11 protein-coding genes are annotated in these 16052 nt (G+C 69.3%); 4 read left to right on the forward strand and 7 right to left on the reverse strand.

Annotated features, from left to right (window positions below; genetic code table 11):
• Positions 1-167: 167 nt before the first annotated feature.
• The 3 genes from BN1701_RS23750 to BN1701_RS37905 all read left to right on the forward strand — a co-directional run bounded on the left by BN1701_RS23750 (position 168) and on the right by BN1701_RS37905 (position 5932).
• On the forward strand, positions 168-2066 hold the full coding sequence (locus BN1701_RS23750) for a 2-oxoacid:acceptor oxidoreductase subunit alpha (protein WP_054052349.1): 1899 nt from the start codon (positions 168-170) through the stop codon (positions 2064-2066).
• The gene (locus BN1701_RS23755; RefSeq protein ID WP_054052351.1) at positions 2063-3121 is read left to right on the forward strand and encodes a 2-oxoacid:ferredoxin oxidoreductase subunit beta; all 1059 of its coding nucleotides are present in this window, start codon (positions 2063-2065) and stop codon (positions 3119-3121) included. Before BN1701_RS23750 ends, BN1701_RS23755 begins: the two co-directional genes overlap by 4 nt.
• A 264-nt stretch (positions 3122-3385) precedes the next feature.
• The gene (locus BN1701_RS37905) at positions 3386-5932 is read left to right on the forward strand and encodes an alpha-N-acetylglucosaminidase TIM-barrel domain-containing protein (RefSeq protein WP_054052353.1); all 2547 of its coding nucleotides are present in this window, start codon (positions 3386-3388) and stop codon (positions 5930-5932) included.
• A 63-nt stretch (positions 5933-5995) separates the two neighbouring features.
• Here BN1701_RS37905 and BN1701_RS23765 read toward each other — a convergent pair whose 3' ends face one another.
• From BN1701_RS23765 to BN1701_RS23780, 5 genes are all read right to left on the reverse strand, one after another.
• Positions 5996-7318 carry a LapA family protein gene (locus BN1701_RS23765; protein ID WP_054052355.1) on the reverse strand — a complete coding sequence of 441 codons (1323 nt, stop codon included), beginning with the start codon at positions 7316-7318 and terminating at the stop codon, positions 5996-5998.
• Positions 7319-7328: 10 nt separating this feature from the next.
• Positions 7329-7508 (reverse strand): hypothetical protein, encoded by a 180-nt coding sequence (locus tag BN1701_RS35960; RefSeq protein ID WP_157368186.1) that lies wholly within the window; start codon positions 7506-7508, stop codon positions 7329-7331.
• 10 nt (positions 7509-7518) lie between these two features.
• Positions 7519-8691, reverse strand: coding sequence for an OmpA family protein (locus BN1701_RS23770; protein WP_082860013.1), 1173 nt, complete (start codon positions 8689-8691; stop codon positions 7519-7521).
• A gap of 207 nt (positions 8692-8898) precedes the next feature.
• Positions 8899-10554 carry a hypothetical protein gene (locus BN1701_RS36935; protein WP_054052359.1) on the reverse strand — a complete coding sequence of 552 codons (1656 nt, stop codon included), beginning with the start codon at positions 10552-10554 and terminating at the stop codon, positions 8899-8901.
• A gap of 155 nt (positions 10555-10709) precedes the next feature.
• Complete coding sequence (locus BN1701_RS23780; protein WP_054056077.1) at positions 10710-11681, reverse strand: polyprenyl synthetase family protein; 972 nt, start codon at positions 11679-11681, stop codon at positions 10710-10712.
• Positions 11682-11900: 219 nt separating this feature from the next.
• Between BN1701_RS23780 and BN1701_RS23785 the strand changes: the two genes are divergently transcribed.
• Positions 11901-12761 (forward strand): hypothetical protein, encoded by an 861-nt coding sequence (locus BN1701_RS23785; RefSeq protein ID WP_054052360.1) that lies wholly within the window; start codon positions 11901-11903, stop codon positions 12759-12761.
• A 63-nt stretch (positions 12762-12824) separates the two neighbouring features.
• On the opposite strand, the gene nuoN is transcribed toward BN1701_RS23785, so the two are convergent.
• Complete coding sequence (nuoN, locus tag BN1701_RS23790; RefSeq protein ID WP_054052362.1) at positions 12825-14405, reverse strand: NADH-quinone oxidoreductase subunit NuoN; 1581 nt, start codon at positions 14403-14405, stop codon at positions 12825-12827.
• Positions 14405-16045 carry an NADH-quinone oxidoreductase subunit M gene (locus tag BN1701_RS23795; RefSeq protein WP_054052364.1) on the reverse strand — a complete coding sequence of 547 codons (1641 nt, stop codon included), beginning with the start codon at positions 16043-16045 and terminating at the stop codon, positions 14405-14407. The genes nuoN and BN1701_RS23795 overlap by 1 nt, the downstream gene beginning before the upstream one ends.
• Between the last annotated feature and the right edge of the window lie 7 nt (positions 16046-16052).

The following is a 16052-nucleotide window of genomic DNA, read 5'->3' on the forward strand; positions in this document are numbered from 1 at the left end:
GCGGAGGTGTTGCGCCTTCCGATGCCTACTTTTGAAAGGTGGACGTGGTCGACGACCAGGTCGGTTGAGCAATCGCGAGCCAATGCAGGCGAGGGCGGAAGGTTACCCTCGAAGGTGATCGGCGAGCACGGCCGACGGACGGCGAACCTTGTCAGGAGAGAGGGTTCATGAGCACTAGTGTGGACGGCGGAGTGACCGGGAACGGGTCGACGCGACCGACCGGGGTGAAGCTCGACCGGGTCGTCATCCGCTTCGCGGGCGACTCCGGCGACGGCATGCAGCTCACCGGCGACCGATTCACCTCCGAGGCGGCCGCGTTCGGCAACGACCTGTCGACGATGCCGAACTTCCCCGCCGAGATCCGCGCCCCTCAGGGCACGATCCCCGGCGTCTCCAGCTTCCAGGTGCACTTCGCCGACTACGACATCCTGACCCCCGGCGACCGCCCCGACGTGCTCGTCGCGATGAACCCGGCCGCGCTCAAGGCCAACATCGCCGACCTGCCCGCCGGTGGCACGCTGATCGTCAACACCGACGAGTTCGTCAAGCGCAACCTGACGAAGGTCGGCTACGAGACGAACCCGCTCGAGGACGAGTCGCTGGCCGCCTACCAGGTGCACCAGGTCGCGATGGCCACGATCACGCAGACCGCGCTCGCCGACACGGGCCTCGGCAAGAAGGACGCCGAGCGCTGCAAGAACATGTTCGCGCTCGGGCTGCTGTCGTGGATGTACCACCGGCCGACCGAGGGCACCGAGGCGTTCCTGCGGGAGAAGTTCGCCCGCAAGCCCGACATCGCCGAGGCCAACGTGCTGGCGTTCCGCGCGGGCTTCTACTACGGCGAGACCACCGAGGCCTTCGCGGTCACCTACGAGGTCGCCCCCGCCGCGCTCCCCGCGGGCACCTACCGCCAGATCACCGGCAACACCGCGCTCGCCTACGGCATCGTGGCGGCGGGCGTGCAGTCGAAGCTGCCGGTGCTGCTGGGCACCTACCCCATCACGCCAGCCTCGGACATCCTGCACGAGCTGAGCAAGTACAAGCAGTTCGGCATCACCACGTTCCAGGCCGAGGACGAGATCGCGGGCATCTGCGCGGCCCTGGGCGCCTCCTACGGCGGCGCGCTCGGCGTGACCAGCACGTCCGGCCCCGGGGTGGCGCTGAAGTCGGAGACCATCGGCCTCGGCGTGATGACCGAGCTGCCGCTGCTGGTCGTCGACGTCCAGCGCGGCGGGCCGTCGACCGGTCTGCCGACCAAGACCGAGCAGGCCGACCTGCTGCAGGCGATGTACGGCCGCAACGGCGAATGCCCGGTGCCGATCATCGCCCCGCAGTCGCCGGCCGACTGCTTCGCCGCCGCCGTCGAGGCCACCCGGATCGCGCTGAAGTACCGCACGCCGGTGCTGCTGCTGTCCGACGGCGCGATCGCCAACGGCTCCGAGCCGTGGCTGATCCCCGAGCTCGACACACTGCCCGACCTGTCGGTCGAGTTCGCCACCGAGCCCAACGCCCCGGACGGCTCCGGCGAGTTCTGGCCCTACCTGCGCGACCCGGAGACGCTGGCGCGGGCGTGGGCCCTGCCGGGCACCGCCGGGCTCCAGCACCGCATCGGCGGCCTGGAGAAGCAGGACGGCACCGGCAACATCTCTTACGACCCGGACAACCACGACAAGATGGTCCGGGTGCGTCAGGCCAAGATCGACGGCATCGACGTGCCCGACCTGGAGGTCGACGACCCGTCCGGCAAGGCCCGCGTGCTGGTCCTGGGCTGGGGCTCCTCGTACGGCCCGATCGGCGCCGCGGCACGTCGGGTGCGCAAGCTCGGCCACGCGGTCGCCCAAGCGCACCTGCGCCACCTGAACCCGTTCCCGGCCAACCTCGGCGAGGTCCTGCGGTCCTACGACAAGGTCGTGGTGCCGGAGATGAACCTCGGCCAGCTGTCGCTGCTGCTGCGCGGCCGCTACCTGGTCGACGTGATCAGCTACACCAAGGTCGCGGGCCTGCCGTTCATGGCCGAGGAACTGCAGAACGTCCTCACGGACATCGTGAAAGGGGTCGACGCATGACCGCGATTGATCTTGGGCTGCCCGGCCTCGCGGGTGTGCCCACCACCGATGAGCCGCAGAAGGCCAAGGACTACAAGTCCGACCAGGAAGTGCGCTGGTGCCCAGGCTGCGGGGACTACATCGTCCTCAACGCCGTCCAGTCGTTCCTGCCGTCGCTGGGCCTCAAGCGGGAGAACATCGTCTTCGTCTCCGGCATCGGCTGTTCCTCGCGCTTCCCGTACTACATGAACACCTACGGGATGCACTCGATCCACGGCCGCGCCCCGGCCATCGCCACCGGCCTGGCCACCACCCGCCCGGACCTGTCGGTCTGGGTCGTCACCGGCGACGGCGACTCGCTGTCCATCGGCGGCAACCACCTGATCCACACGCTGCGCCGCAACGTGAACCTGAAGATCCTGCTGTTCAACAACCGGATCTACGGACTCACCAAGGGGCAGTACTCGCCGACGTCGGAGCCGGGGAAGGTCACCAAGTCGACCCCGATGGGCTCGCTGGACCACCCGTTCAACCCGGTGTCGCTCGCGCTGGGCTCGGAGGCCACCTTCGTCGGCCGCGCGCTCGACTCGGACAAGAAGGGCCTCACCGAGGTCCTCCGCCAGGCCGCCGAACACCGCGGCTCGGCCCTCGTCGAGATCTACCAGAACTGCCCGATCTTCAACGACGGCGCGTTCGACGTGCTCAAGGAACCGGGCGAAGCCGAGCGTCGGATCATCAACCTCGAACACGGCAAGCCGATCCGCTTCGGCGTCGAGGGCGAGTTCGGCGTGATCAAGTCGGGCTTCGGGTCACTGGACGTGGCCAAGGTCAGCGAGGTCGGCGAGGACGCCTTGGTCGTCCACGACGCCCACATCCAGGACCCGTCATACGCGTTCGCCCTGTCCCGCCTGTCCACCCAGGACCTGAGCCACACGGTGACCGGGGTCTTCCGCTCGGTCCGCCGTGAGACTTACGACGACCTGGCACGGGCCCAGGTCGACCAGGCGAAGGCAGCCAAGCCTGCTGACCTACGGTCACTGATGCACGGCAAGGACACCTGGACCGTCCAGCCCTGATTCCACATACCTCCGAAGGGCCGCCACCCGAACGCCGGGTGGCGGCCCTTCGCTTTGTCGGGGATCGGTCCGCGCGCTCGCCCCGGGCCGCAGCGCGCTCCGCAGTCGGGGCGACTCGCCGCTTCAGGTTGCCACCGGGCCGGGACTGATCGATTATGCGTGTTTCGGGTGTCTAACAAACATATTTCCGAATCCTTGACAACCGCATCCGCGCGGCCGAATATCGAACCGTCCGTTACTAACCTTCTGGTAGCGAGGTGTTCCATGCGTCGTCTTGTCGCCGTACTTGCGTCAGTCGTCGTCTTTGTGGGCCTTCCCACGACCCAAGCGACCGCGGCGGAGGCGTTCGACTCAGCCCCCGCCACCGCCGCCCTGACCCGCCTTGTCCCCACGCACTCGTCCCAGTTCTCGTTCACGGCCGTGCCCAAGCCGTCGAGCGGCGACTACTACTCCATCTCCGGTACCCCTGGCGCCGTCAAGGTTTCGGGCACCAGTCCCGCGGTGCTGCTCGCCGGTGTCGGCTGGTACCTCAAATATGTGGCCAAAGTGGACATTGGGTGGCCCGGTGACAGCCTGTCCCGGCTGCCCGCCACCCTGCCCGCCCCGGCCGCCACCATCACCAAGTCCGCGACCGTGGCCCACCGGTTCGCCCTCAACGACACCGACGACGGCTACTCCGGCGCCTACCGCGACTGGACGACCTTCCAGCGCCAGGTCGACCTGCTCGCCCTGCACGGCTTCAACGAGATCTTCGTCCAAATGGGTGCGGACGCGGCGTACTACGGCGCGCTGCAGGAGTTCGGCTACAGCAAGGCCGAACTGCAGTCCTGGATCCCGAGCCCGTCGCGCCAGCCGTGGTGGCTGATGCAGAACATGGCAGGCTTCCCGGGCCCGGTGTCCGAGCAGCTGATCACCGCCCGCGCCGCGATGGGCAAGAAGATCGTCGACCACACCAAGGCCCTGGGCATGACCCCGGTCCTGCCCGGCTTCTTCGGCACCGTCCCGCCGAACTTCGTGGCCAAGAACCCCACGGGTCGGGTGGTCCCGCAGGGCACCTGGTACGGCTTCTTCGACCGCCCGGACTGGCTCGACCCGCGCAACGTCATGTTCGGCCGGGTCGCCGAGGCTTTCTTCCGGCACCAGGCCGCGACGGTCGGCACCACGTCGATGTACAAGATGGATCTGCTGCACGAGGGCGGCGACCCCGGTGACGTCCCGGTCGGCGACGCGGCCCGCGCCGTGTTCACCGCGCTCGACACCGCGCGTCCCGGCGCCATCTGGGTCCTGCTCGGCTGGCAGAGCAACCCGCCGGTGGAGATCATCGACAACGTCGACCACAACAGACTGTTCATTGTGGACGGTCTGTCCGACAAGTTCGACAACACCGACCGCGACACCCAGTGGAAGGGCGCACCCTACGCGTTCGGCACCATCCCCAACTTCGGCGGCCACACCTCCATCGGCGCCAACTCCGCCGTGTGGGCGACCCGGTTCGACCAGTGGCGCACCAAGCCCAACAGCGCGCTCAAGGGCATCGCCTACCTGCCAGAGGGGACCGGAACCGACCCGGCCACCTTCGAGCTGTTCGCCGAACTGGCCTGGCGCACCGGCCCGATCGACCATACCGCCTGGTTCGCCGACTACGCCGCCCGTCGCTACGCGGGCACCGACACCCGCGCCGCCGCCGCGTGGGACCAACTGCGGCGCGGCCCGTACAGCATGCCCTCGGGCAGCTCGACCGAGCCGCAGGACAGCCTGTTCGCCGCCCGCCCCAGCCTGACCGTGACCAGGGCCGCGAGTTGGTCGCCCGGCGCGATGCGCTACAACGCGGTCACCGTGCGCCGGGCGCTGACCGAGTTGCTGGCCGTCGCCCCCGCCCTGCGCTCGACCAACGCCTACAAATACGACCTGGTGCAGACCGCGCGTCAAGCACTGGCCAACCGCAGCCGCGCCCTGCTGCCCGCCATCAAGTTGGCTTACGACGCTAAGGACCTCACCAAGTTCCGCGCACTCGCCGCGGAATGGAAGTCCGACATGAATCTGCTCGACCGGCTCCTGGCCAGCGACAAGAACTCACTGCTCGGCCCGTGGCTGCGCGACGCCAAGGCGTGGGGCACGACGGCGGCGGAGAAGACGGCGCTGGAGTACGACGCCCGGTCGATCATGACCACGTGGGGCACCAGCGACAACGCGCTGCACGACTACGCCAACCGCGAGCTGTCCGGCCTGGTCGCCGACTTCTACACGATGCGCTGGACCAAGTACCTCGACAGCCTCGACACCGCACTGGTGAACAACACCGCCCCGGCGGGGATCAACTGGTTCGCCGTCGAGGACGCCTGGAACCGCGAGACCAAGACCTACTCGAACACGCCCACCGGCGACCCGTACGCACTGGCCACGGAGGTCAACACGGCGTTGCCCCGGATGGTCGGCCCGATCACCGGCATCGGCGGCAAGTGCGTCGACGTCACCGACGGCAGCGCGACCCCGGGCACGGCCACGCAACTCTATGTCTGCAACCAGACCGCGGCGCAGACCTGGGAGATCCCCGGGGACAAGTCGATCAGGGCCCTGGGCCTGTGCCTGGACGCCCGTGGCGGCGGCACTGTCAACGGCACCGTCGTGCAGGTCTACGGCTGCAACGGCTCCCTGGCGCAGCAGTGGACCGCCCACCCGGACGGAACGCTGCGCAACGGCAAGTCGGGGTTGTGCCTCGACGCCGAGGCGAGCGGAACCGCGAACGGGACCAGACTGCTGCTGTGGAGCTGCAGTGCCGGGGTGAACCAGCGCTGGACGGTCCCAGCCTGACAGCCTGAGCAATGACGACAGGGCCGCCACCCATTTCGGATGGCGGCCCTGTCGCGGCGGTTCCTACCTAGACTTCTCGCTCCGACGCCGGTTCCACGCGGTGAATCCCGCTTTCTCGGCATCCGCGGCGGCCTTGAACCAGACCTCGGCCTTCGTCCGCGTGTAGTACGGCGAGTCCGTGGTGTGGAACAGCATCGAATCCGCGTTCCCCTTCACCGTGTACTCCCCGGACGGCGCGGAACCGTCGGCCTTCGGCTTGGCCGAGTTCGGTCCGTGCGGCCCAACCTCAAGCGCGACCGCCTGCTGTGGCACAGCAGTCTCACCACGCTCCGCTCCACCGACCCGGTTCCACGGCGAGAAGCCGGCCTGCTCAGCGTCCTCCGCGGTCCGGAACCACACTTCAGCGATGGTCACCGAGTAGAACGCGGACTCCTCGGTGTGGAACAGCATCGAGTCCACGTTGCCCTTGACGGTGAATTCCGGAGCGGGCGCGGACCCGTCAGCCTTCGGTTTGGCCGAATTGGCGTAAGCACCGGCCTCCCAAGTCGGAGCGACCAGAGCCTGCGGAGCCTTCTGCCGATTCCACGGAGAGAATCCCGCACGCTCCGCATCGGCCGGAGTCTTGAACCAGACCTCAGCGATGGTTCGACCGTAGTACGGCGAATCCGTTGTGTGGTAAAGCATCGAGTCCTCGTTGCCCTTGACCGTGTACTCGCTCGACGGCGCCGCACCACCTGCCAGCGGACGAGCCGAACCCGCGCCGAAAGGTTCGATGGCGGGAGCGTCAGCGTCCGCGGAGATAGCGGACAGCGGTTCCGACGAGTCCGAGGACGGAGGCTCCGAGGACCACGACGAGCCACCATCGGCGGACTCGGCGGCGGCGTCGGGTTCGGTCGGCGAGTCCGCGCCGAAATCCTTCGACGCGGCGACCGCGCCGACCGCCCCGACACCAAGGGCGGTGGTGGGCGCTTCGTCGCTCAGCGAGCCCGACAGGGTGCCGGACTCGGTGCCGGACTCGGTGCCGGACGCCGCGCCGGATGCGGCTACGGGCTCAGCGCCGGACTCGGTGCCGGATACCGCGCCGGTCTCGGTCTGGACCGGGATGCGGGTGGTGGGGGTCTCGTCGATGAACTCGTCGCCCGGGCGCAGGGCCTGGGTGCGCTCGTCGTCGTCGAGGGTGCCCAGGGCCGAGTCCTGCGCACGCGCGGGGGCGGTGCGCTTCTTGACCTTGGGCTCCTTGGCCTTGAGCTCGGGGCCGGTGAACCGCTCCTCGCTGACCCTGACCTTTGGTTTGTGGGAGGCCCGCAGGACCAGCCAGGTGACCAGCGCGCCCAACAGGAAGGAGATCAGCAGCCAGACCCAGATCTGGCCGAACAGGTAACTCATGGCACGCCTCCTAGATGATCGCAAGGCGGTTCGCCGCCTGGCTCTTGCCGCGGTCCGCGTCCATGAAGCGGTCCTCGAATACCTCGACCCTGGGCTTGCGGAACACGCGGTCCAGCAGCCACACCACCAGCGCCCCGGCCGGGAACGCCACCAGCATCCAGAGCCACACCTGCCCGAATAGATAAGTCATGGCTCGTCTCCTAGATAACAGTGATCTCGACGCGGCGGTTGGCGGGCGCGCTGGGGGCGTTGCCCGGCAACGGTTTGCTCGCGCCGAAGCCCTTGGCGGTCATCTTGTCGGCGGGCACCCCGAGCTGGGCGAGCTGAGCCTTGACCGCCGCCGCGCGCTGCTCGCTGAGCTGCTGGCCGTCGAGGCTGTTGGCGACGTCGGCGATGTGGCCGGAGACCTCCAGCGAGACGTCCTTGCCCGCCAGCAGCGGCGCGATCTTCTGCAGCGTCGCGGCGCCGGGGCCGGTGAGTGTGCTCGAGTTGGGCTGGAACGTGATGCCCTGGGCCGCGAGCAGGTCGTTGATCTGCTTCTGCAGCGCGGCTTTGTCGACCGCGGGCGCGGGCGCCGGGGCGGCGACGGTCAGCTGGTTGTCGAACTTCACGCCAGGGGCGGCTGCGGCCACGGCCTGCGTGGCGGCGGCCTTGTCGGCCTCGGTCGGCACCGAGCCGGTCAACGTGATCGTGTTTCCGTCCCACTTGACGCCGCGGTCGCCGGGCGCGGTGCCCAGTAGGACGACGGCCTTGGCCAGGTCGGCCGGGGCGGCCGGGAGCGTGGCTCCGGGGGCGACTGCGAGATTGTTGACGACCGGGCGGCCACCAGCGACCTGGGTGGCCGCGGCGACCAGCGCCTGCCGGGCGGCCTCATCCGGGACGTTGCCGGTGAGGACGACCTGGCCGTTCTTGAGTTCGAAGCCGAGCGGGCCAGAACTCGCGGCCGGGGGCACGACACTGGCCGACGGGTTGGCGCTCGCGGGCGCGGGTGGTGTGGCGCCGGAACCGGAGCCGCCGGACCCGGTGACGTTGGCCGACCAGACGCCGCTGACGTCCTCGACCGCCGCGCGGGCGGCGTCGACCTTGTCGGCGGGCACGTCGGAGACGTTGGCGACGACACCGTCCATGTTGACCTTGGCCCCAGGGATGCCCGCGGCGCTCAGCGCGGCCAGCGATTTCGCGCCGAGATCGTCTTGGACGGCGTCGCGTTCACCCCACGATGTGAAGCTGGCCAGCAGCGCGAGCAGCGCCGGGATCAGCAACAAGCCGAGAAGCCATGGCAGCCAGCCGCCGCGACGTTCATATGTGGTCGTCTCAGTCCGGCGGACCAGGGTCTCACCGGGCTTGAGCGATTCTGCTACGGAACTTGGCATGGCCGCTCCGAACGGGACAAGCACCTCCGGCCGCCCACTTGAACGACCTCGTGCGCCCGAAAGGACGCAGGGTGTCTTGTATCACCGGAAATGGATCACCGCCACTTGGCGTGAGCGGATAACTCCCCCATGTGTGGGCCATTAACGCAGTGTTCGCCTGTCAGTGACCGTTGAGCCTCGGAACGAAACCACCCGTTCGGACCTGCGTCAGGCCAGCGGGCGGAACCCGACCCGCTCGGCCTCGGCCACGCTGCGGAACCAGACCTCGGCGATCGTCCGGTCGAACCGGGGCGACTCCGGGGCGCAGTAGCGCAGCGCCGTCACACTCGCCTTGATCGTGTACTCGCTCGACGGCGAGGAGCCGCCGGGCAGGGGCAGCGCCGATCCCGGGCCGAACGGCCCCGGCGGGACGAACGGGTCGATGCCGGTGGGCGCCTGCTTCAACGCCGTGCGGGAGCGGCGCGCGCGGGGCGGCGGCAGGGAGGCGGCGGACTCGGCCTCCTCGGCCGAGCGGACCGGCTCGAACAGCGAGCGTTCGCGGTCGGCCTGCGTCACCGCTGGGGTCTCCACCGAGGCGGCGGGCATCGGCTCGGGCTGGGCCGGGGTGGTGGTCTGGATCCCGAACGGGAAGCGGCCGCCCGGCTTCGCGGGGATGCGCTTGGGCAGCGCGCTCGAGGGCTGGGCGTAGGCCACGGTCGGCTCCTTGACGGAATCGACCCCGAACGCGGCGGCGGGGACCTCGGGTTCCGGCTCGGCGACGGGTGGCACGCGGACGAACTGCGTCGCCTCGGCGACGGGTTCGGTGCGGACGAACAGGGTGGCGTCGGCGGGCTCCGGTTCCTCGCGGTCGAACTGGGCGGCCTCCGCGACCGGCTCCGGCTCGTGGCGCAGGTACTGGGTGGCCTCGGCGACCGGCTCCGGCTCGTACTGTGCGGGCTCCTCGTCGGCCTCGGTGGCGAGGTCGTCGACGAGGGCGTCGTCGGCGCTTCCGCGGTCGCCCGCGTCAAGCTGGCGGATCAGCTCGGCGGGGATCGGGGTGGTGTGCTGGGTGAAGATCGTGCCGCCGTCGGCGGGCCGGTCGAGCACGGGATCGTCCGCGTCGGCCAGGTCGTCGACCAGGTGCTCGTCGGGAGCGGGGTCGGCGAACCAATCGCCGGTTGGCTCGTCGGCGGGCTCACCCACGCGGGCGGCGGGGATGTACTGGGTGGTCTCGGCCGGGGTCAGCGCCGGTTCGGCGCCGAGCAGGCGGCCGTCGAGCGACCCCATGTGCCGGGGTTCCTCGGCGGGTGTGTCGGCGAGCTGCTCCTCGTCCCGGTCGAAGGTCTCCGGGTGGTCGAGGCGGGCGTGCTCGGCGGCGAACTCGGCCTGGTCGAACGCGTCTTCGTGGCGCTCGTCTTCGCGGTCGTCCCGCTCGGCGCGCTGATCATCGCGCTGTGCGTCGGCGAAGAAGTCACCGTGCTCTTCGCGGTCGTCCCGCTGATCGTCACGGTGGGCGTCGGCGAAGAAATCGCGGTGGTCGTCGCGGTCATCGCGGTCGGCGCGGTCGGCGTCGCCGAAGAAGTCCCGCTCGGGGGCGGGGCTGTGGGTGCGCAGGTCAGCGGGCTCGTCGTCGGCGAAGCCGGGCACGAGCGCGGGAACCGGCTGGTAGTCGCGGCCAACGGGACGGTCGAAGTCGTCCTCTGGCTCGTTGTAGGCGCGCCGGTCGGCTTCGACCGCGGCTTCACGCCTGCGGGCGGCCGCGAGCCTGCTCTGCAGGTCGACGATGCGCTTGCGCGCGGGGTTGGCGATGAGGATCCAGCACAGCAGCGCGCCGACCAGGAATCCGGCGAGGCTCCACAGCCACACCTGACCGAAGAACGGCATCTGCCACTTCTCCCTCCCGGTCGCGCCCGCGTGGCGCGTCAAACCGTCGCTCAAGCCTAGGGGAGGCTACTGCGGTCGGGTGAGGGACTGGCACAGTCCGGCGAATTTCCCTGACACATCACAGTTTGGAGTGGCTGTAACGCGACATTGGTGCCTTATCGAGTACGGGCGACTACATAACGTGTCAACAGTTCCAATGCCGATCGCGCGGCGCATTCGGGCAGTGACAGCAATTCGGCGTAGGCCGAAGTGGCGTAATCGTCGAGGGTGGCGCGGGCGCGGTCGAGACCGGGCGACTTGCGCAGCCGGGTGAGAGCGTCCTCGACATCGTCGTCGTCGCTGATCGGGCCTGCGAGCAGTTCGTCGAGGCGCGGGTCGCCGCCGTCGGCCAGCGCGTAGAGCATCGGCAGGGTGCGAATGCCCTCGCGTAGGTCGGTGCCGGGGGTCTTGCCGGACTCGGCGGCGGGAGAGGCGATGTCGATGACGTCGTCGGAGATCTGGAACGCGGCGCCGATGATCTCGCCGAAGCGGACCAGCGCGGCGGTCTGGTCGGAGGTGGCGCCGGAGAACATCGCGCCGAAGCGGCCCGCGGTGGCGATGAGCGAGCCGGTCTTCTGCGCGATCACCGAGAGGTAGTGCTCGACCGGGTCGCTGTCGCGCGGGCCGACGGTCTCGCGCATCTGCCCGGTGACCAGTTCGCGCATCGTCTCGGCGATGACGCGGGTGGCGGTCGGGCCGAGGTCGGCCACGAGCATGGAGGCGTGGGCGAAGAGGAAGTCGCCGGTGAGGATGGCGATGGAGTTGCTCCACCGGGCGTTGGCGCTGGCGTCACCGCGGCGCATGGTGGCCTCGTCCATGACGTCGTCGTGGTAGAGCGTGGCCAAGTGCACCAGCTCGACCGCGGCGGCCGCGGCGACCACCTGGTCGGTGCTGCCGCCGTTGAACTGAGCGCCGAGCAGGGTGAACAGCGGGCGAAAACGCTTGCCGCCGGCCTTGACCAGGTGCAGCGCGGCCTGGTCGACGAAGTCGACATCACTGTGCACGACGGTGCGCAGCAGCGCTTCGACCTTGCCGAGCCCGTCGACGACGGCGGCCACCAGCGCCGGGTCGGCGTCATCGAGTCCCATCGACGATGGCACCTCGGAGATGGCCGTGTTCTCGCTGTCTGTCACGTCGCGGCGCTCCTGGTCGGCAGGGTCGGTGATGCTATCGAGCCTACTGGGCGTGGTATGTCCACACGCTCGGGGAATACCTGTTCAGGCCCTAACGTGGTCCAACTCATGTTCGGACATAACCATTCGGACAATGCGGCTTGCCGTTGTCGAACATGCGCTGATGATGTGCTCATGCGGACGAGCGCGAATCTGGTGATCCAGATCGCGGCGCTCGTGATGTTCTTCGCGTTCCGGGTGATCGGGCCTGGATACCTCTTCATGGTGTTCGTCGTGTCGGTCGTCGGCCCGTTCATCGCCGGGACGGCGACGCTCCTTGCGGGCTCCGTGCGCGGCCGGGAGCGGCTCGCCCGGCGGGCGGCGGTGCCGTTCATGGTCGCGGCGGCGGCGCTGGTGGTGGCGGGCGCGTGCGTCGCCGACGAGACCGGTTCCGCCCGCGAGCCGCTCCCCATCGCGATCCTGCTGACCGGCGAGGGCGCGCGGTACCAGGACGCGCTGTGGACGCTCGACGCGGTCGGCTGGCTCGCCGTGGCGGTGTATCTGGCCGCGCTGGTGTGGACGGCGGTGGCATTGCGGACCGAGGTGCCGCGCTGGGCCCAATGGGCGACGGCGGTGGTGGCGGTCGCGGCGGTCGCGGTCACGGTGGTGGTCGAGGTGAACCGCCGGGCCGCGCTGCCCGACGCTTCGGACGTGGCCGCCGCCAAGGCACGCGCGGAGTCGCTCGGCCGGGAAGTCCGGACCGCTCTGGGCGGCAGCACCGCGACCGGGCGCTGGGAGCCGTGTATTGGCTGGTGGGGTGCGACCTTCAAGGTCACCGGCGACACGCCGCTCACCCCGAAACAGGCGCGCGAGCTGCTCCTGGGTGTGGGGTGGCAGCACGTGCGGGGGCCCGACGGCGGCTGGGTGGCCGACCGGGAGGGGCACCAGCTGATCGTCAGCGACAAGACCTTCACGGTCAGCTTGTACGGCTGCCTCAGTGTCAACGAGGAAAGCATCGAGGCGTTGATCGCGGAACCGCCGCGGGCCATCGGCTGAGTTGGCCGACAAAGCGAATGGCGCCCGGCCTGAGCCGGACGCCATTCGTCGAGCCAGAAACGCTTACCTGACGGCGAACGCGCCGCCCGCGGCCCAGTCGAGGGCGAAGGCGGGGGCGATGCCGAGGACCAGGGTGACCACGACGCCGAGGGTGATGGCGGCGGTGGTGAACGCACCGGGGACGGTGACGGTCGGGCCGTCCGCGGCGGGCTCGCTGAAGTACATCAGGACGATCACCCGCAGGTAGAAGAACGCGGCGACCGCCGAGGCGATGAGCGCGATGACCACCAGCGGCGCCATCCCGTCGGCGATGGCGGCCTCGAAGACGACGAACTTGCCGACGAATCCGCTGGTCAGCGGGATACCCGCCAGTGCCAGCAGGATGAAGGTGAACACGCCCGCGACCAGTGGCGAGCGCTTGGCCAGGCCCGCCCACTGCGACAGGTGCGTCGCCTCGCCGGAGGAGTCGCGGACCAGGCTGATCACGCCGAACGCGGCCAGCGTGGTGAAGCCGTAGGTCAGCAGGTAGAACAGCGTGCCGGACAGGCCCTTCTCGGTCAGCGCGATGGAACCGATGAGCAGGAAGCCGGCGTGGGCGACCGACGAGTACGCGATCATCCGTTTGACGTCGGTCTGGGTCAGGCCCAGCACCGCGCCGATGATCATGGATACGATCGCCACGCCCGACAGGACGCTGCGCCACTCCCAGCTTGTCGCCTCGAAGGCGACCTGCAGCACGCGCAGGATTCCGCCGAACGCGGCGACCTTGGTGCAGGCGGCCATGAACGCGGTGACCGGGGTCGGGGCGCCCTGGTAGACGTCCGGGGTCCAGGTGTGGAACGGGCCGACGGACGCCTTGAACAGCAGACCGACGACGAGCAGGCCCATGCCGCCGAACAGCAGCGTGTCGGAGCGGTCGGTGCCCGCCGCCGCGGCGGCGATGTCGGCCAGGCGAACCGAACCGGCGTAGCCGTAGAGCAGTGCGAGGCCGTAGAGGAAGAACGCCGAGGCGAACGCGCCGAGCAGGAAGTACTTGACCGCCGACTCCTGCGACAGCAGGCGGCGACGACGGGCCAGGCCGCACATCAGGTACAGCGGCAGCGACAGCACTTCCAGCGCGATGAACATCGTCAGCAGGTCGTTGGCCGCGCAGAAGATCATCATGCCGCCGAGCGCGAACAGCGTCAGCGGGAAGACCTCGGTCTGCATGCCGGTCGCGGTGACCTGGGCCCGGTCCTGGATGGTGCCGGGCCGGATCGCCGCGGTGGCCACGAACGCGCCGCCGGGTTCGACGGAACGGTCGGCGATCATCAGGACCGCGCCGAGTGACAGCGCCAGCAGCGTGCCCCAGAGGAACAGCGCCGGGCGGTCGATGGCGAGCGTGCCGAACATGGCCAGCTCACCGCCCGCGGGCAAGTCGTTGACCAGGACGGCCAGCGCCACGCCCGCCGCCGCGAGGGTGCCCAGGGTCAGCACTACCTGCGCGGGCCAGCGCTGGTGCCGGGGCAGGAACGCCTCGAACAGCACGCCGACACACGCCGCGCCGAGCACGATCAGGATCGGCCAGATCGTGCTGACCGGCGGCGCCTGGACCTTGGCGGGCTGCGCGGGCGCTTCCTGGGCGAGCAGGAGGACCGAAGTCATTACCGACACTGCACTGGCCTTTCTGCGGGAACCGGGTCGACCAGGGCCGCCTCACACATCGTGGCGCCCACGGTGGGGTTCACGACGTCGAGTACCGGCTTCGGGTACACGCCCAGACCGATGATCAGCAGAAGCAGCGGCGCGAGCACCAGCTTCTCCCTGCCGTCCAGATCGAAGATCGCCTTCTTGGCGCCGACCTCGGGGGCCAGCACTGTGCCCGAACCACCGGCCGCTGTATCAATGCTCGAACCCGCAAGCGGTTCTTCGGCGACGAGAGCGTTGCCGCGCAAGGGGCCGGTCATGATCCGCTGGTAGAGCCAGAGAACGTAGATCGCGGCGAAGACCATGCCGACGGTGGCGATGATGGTGAACACCGGCCGGTTCGGGTACGAGCCGATGAGCACCAGGAACTCGCTGATGAACGAGTTGGTGCCGGGCAGCGACAGCGTGCTCAGACCGGCGATCAGCAGCATGCCCGCCAGCACCGGGGTCAGCTTCGACATGCCGCCGTAGTCGGCGATGCGGGTGCTGCCGCCGCGGGCGATCACCATGCCGATGACCAGGATCAGCATGCCGGTGGCGATGCTGTGGTTGAGCATGTAGGTGACCGAGCCGGTCAGCGACTGCGAGCTGAACGAGAAGATGCCCAGCGCGATGAAGCCGAAGTGGGCGATCGACACGTAGGCGACGAACCGCTTCATGTCGGTCTGCCCGGTGGCCAGGATCGACCCGTAGACCACGCCCGCGATGGCCATCACCAGCACCAGCGGCGCGAGTTCCACGCTGGCGGCGGGGAACATCGGCAGCAGGTAGCGCAGGAAGCCGAAGGTGCCGACCTTGTCCAGGATGCCGACGAGCAGCACCGCCACGCCGATGGGCGCCTCCGCGGTGGCGTCGGGCAGCCAGGTGTGCAGCGGGACCAGCGGCGCCTTGATCGCGAACGCGGCGAAGAAGCCGAGGAACAGCCAGATCTGCGTGCTCAGCGGCGCGTCGGAAACGACCTGGACCAGGGTGGCCCAGTCGAAGGTGCCCTGGCCCAGTTCGTCGCCCGCCATGACGTAGCAGGCGATCACCGAAGCCAGCATGATCAGGCCGCCGAGGAACGAGTACAGGAAGAACTTGACCGCCGCGTACTGCCGGTTGGCCCCGCCGAAGGAGCCGATCAGGAAGTACATCGGGATCAGCATGATCTCGAAGAGCACGTAGAACAGGAACACGTCGGTCGCGGCGAACACGCCGATCGTGAGCGCCTGCTCCAGCAGGATCAGCGCGAAGAACCCGCCCGCGGTGCGGCCCTCGGGCAGCTTGTCCACCCAGCCCGCGCCGATCACCAGCGGGATCAGCACCGCGATGGCGGCGATCATCAGCAGCGCGATGCCGTCCACGGCGAAGGAGATGTGCACGCCGAAGGCGGGGATCCAGTCGAAGGAGAACGACTGCTGCAGCCGCGCGCCGTCGGCGTCGTACTTGGCCCACGCGCAGGCGGCCATCGCGAACTCGGCGAGCGAGAACGCGAGCGCGGTCTGCTTGGCGAGCTTGGCGTTGGCCCGCAGGGCCATCACCACTCCGGCGCCGACCAGCGGCAGCAGGAGCAGGACCATCAGGACCCAGGAACCGTCCTGGGACACACCGGGGGTCATGCGAACC

Origin of the sequence: Alloactinosynnema sp. L-07 (genome assembly GCF_900070365.1) — a bacterium.
Classification (GTDB): Bacteria; Actinomycetota; Actinomycetes; order Mycobacteriales; family Pseudonocardiaceae; genus Actinokineospora.

Coding starts and splice junctions, on each gene's coding strand:
- BN1701_RS23770 (WP_082860013.1), bottom strand. CDS start 8,691: ATGCCAAGTTCCGTAGCAGAATCGCTCAAGCCCGGTGAGACCCTGGTC.
- nuoN (WP_054052362.1), bottom strand. CDS start 14,405: ATGACTTCGGTCCTCCTGCTCGCCCAGGAAGCGCCCGCGCAGCCCGCC.
- BN1701_RS23785 (WP_054052360.1), top strand. CDS start 11,901: ATGCGGACGAGCGCGAATCTGGTGATCCAGATCGCGGCGCTCGTGATG.
- BN1701_RS37905 (WP_054052353.1), top strand. CDS start 3,386: ATGCGTCGTCTTGTCGCCGTACTTGCGTCAGTCGTCGTCTTTGTGGGC.
- BN1701_RS36935 (WP_054052359.1), bottom strand. CDS start 10,554: ATGCCGTTCTTCGGTCAGGTGTGGCTGTGGAGCCTCGCCGGATTCCTG.
- BN1701_RS23795 (WP_054052364.1), bottom strand. CDS start 16,045: ATGACCCCCGGTGTGTCCCAGGACGGTTCCTGGGTCCTGATGGTCCTG.
- BN1701_RS23750 (WP_054052349.1), top strand. CDS start 168: ATGAGCACTAGTGTGGACGGCGGAGTGACCGGGAACGGGTCGACGCGA.
- BN1701_RS23780 (WP_054056077.1), bottom strand. CDS start 11,681: ATGGGACTCGATGACGCCGACCCGGCGCTGGTGGCCGCCGTCGTCGAC.
- BN1701_RS23765 (WP_054052355.1), bottom strand. CDS start 7,318: ATGAGTTACCTGTTCGGCCAGATCTGGGTCTGGCTGCTGATCTCCTTC.
- BN1701_RS35960 (WP_157368186.1), bottom strand. CDS start 7,508: ATGACTTATCTATTCGGGCAGGTGTGGCTCTGGATGCTGGTGGCGTTC.
- BN1701_RS23755 (WP_054052351.1), top strand. CDS start 2,063: ATGACCGCGATTGATCTTGGGCTGCCCGGCCTCGCGGGTGTGCCCACC.